General features: G+C 45.2%; 1 protein-coding gene and 1 pseudogene. Both read left to right on the top strand.

Going from position 1 to position 1,215, the window contains the following annotated elements:
• On the top strand, window positions 1–447 hold a 447-nt coding region (locus ACFIMQ_RS09355), incomplete at its 5' end, for a hypothetical protein (protein ID WP_375703926.1).
• 82 nt (window positions 448–529) lie between these two features.
• A pseudogene (locus ACFIMQ_RS09350) lies at window positions 530–1,215 on the top strand (hemagglutinin repeat-containing protein); the annotation flags it as partial.

Raw genomic sequence — 1,215 nt, 5'->3', positions numbered from 1 at the left:
ATAGCTCTCTTAACTACAGCTGGATGTATTAACCAACCTCCTCCATCAACTTTAGCATTATGGGAAAAACCAGGTGCCGATAAAGCGATGATCCAACAATCCTTGTCAAAATGTGGTTGGAAACCGGTTTATGCTTCTTCTAGTGATATGAATTCGTATGCGAGTGAATTTGCCTCAGTTTATGAATGCATGAAAAAAGCAGGTTTCCGGTATAAATTGCAAGATTCAAAAGGGCTCTATTTTGTACAGCCTCTGAAAAGTGACTCGTTTTTAGCTAATTTGATGCTAGCTGGATATCAGCAATTTATGGACAATGACACCTTTGGTGTGACCAACAAAACGAAACAGGAACGGGCTTTACTAACGCATTTTGAGGATGAAAGAAAACGTCAGCAAAAGCAAAAAGCTTTACAAAAGCGATCACCAAAGCGTCCTCCCCATCGTTAAAAGGTCGTTGGATAAAATCACGAATGAAGTAGGGGATCAAAGCTGTCTCCTTCTTTATTCAAGCGGGTGGCACTTTAAATAAGGCAGCATTCATGGTGTTGGCGCTGATGTTATCGCTGGTACCAATCCAATCTATGTGCTGGGAAATGATGCACAGAGCGGAAATATCACTATGGAAGCAGGTAAAGATATCATCTTTGAAAGTGCACAAAACACGCAAAGCACACAAAACAGCAGTGAAAGTGCTTCAATGAGTGTTGGCACCGGTTATGGCACGGGTGGCGCAGGGGCAACGGGCAGTGCTGCTTTTAGTCAAGGGGAAGGTTCCAGTGAGGAAGTTCAACACAAAAACAGCCATATTATAGGCACCGGCACTGTTCATACCACGAGTGGGGCAAACACCATACTGGCAGGCGCCGTGGTTTCTGGAGAGCGTGTAGAAATGGAAGTAGGGGGTGATTTTTCCATTACCAGCCGCAGTGATACGGGACAAAGTTCCAGCAAGCAAAACTCTGTTTCTGTTGGGTTTGGTGCTGGACAAACGGGTGGTGGGGGGTCCATGAGCGCCTCTTTCCAAAAGGATAAATCCTCTAGCGATTATCATAGTGTTGTGGAACAATCAGGCATCAAAGCTGGTGATGGCGGCTTTAATATCATTGTTAAAGATAAAACAACGCTGACCGGAGGCATCATTGCCAGCACCGCGCCGGCAGATAAAAACAGCCTGACCACAGGAAGCATTAGCACCAGTGATATCAGCAACGGTGC

Source organism: Bartonella sp. AD13SXNS, assembly GCF_042196465.1.
Lineage (GTDB): Bacteria > Pseudomonadota > Alphaproteobacteria > Rhizobiales > Rhizobiaceae > Bartonella.
This window is presented reverse-complemented; position numbering and strand designations above follow the sequence as displayed.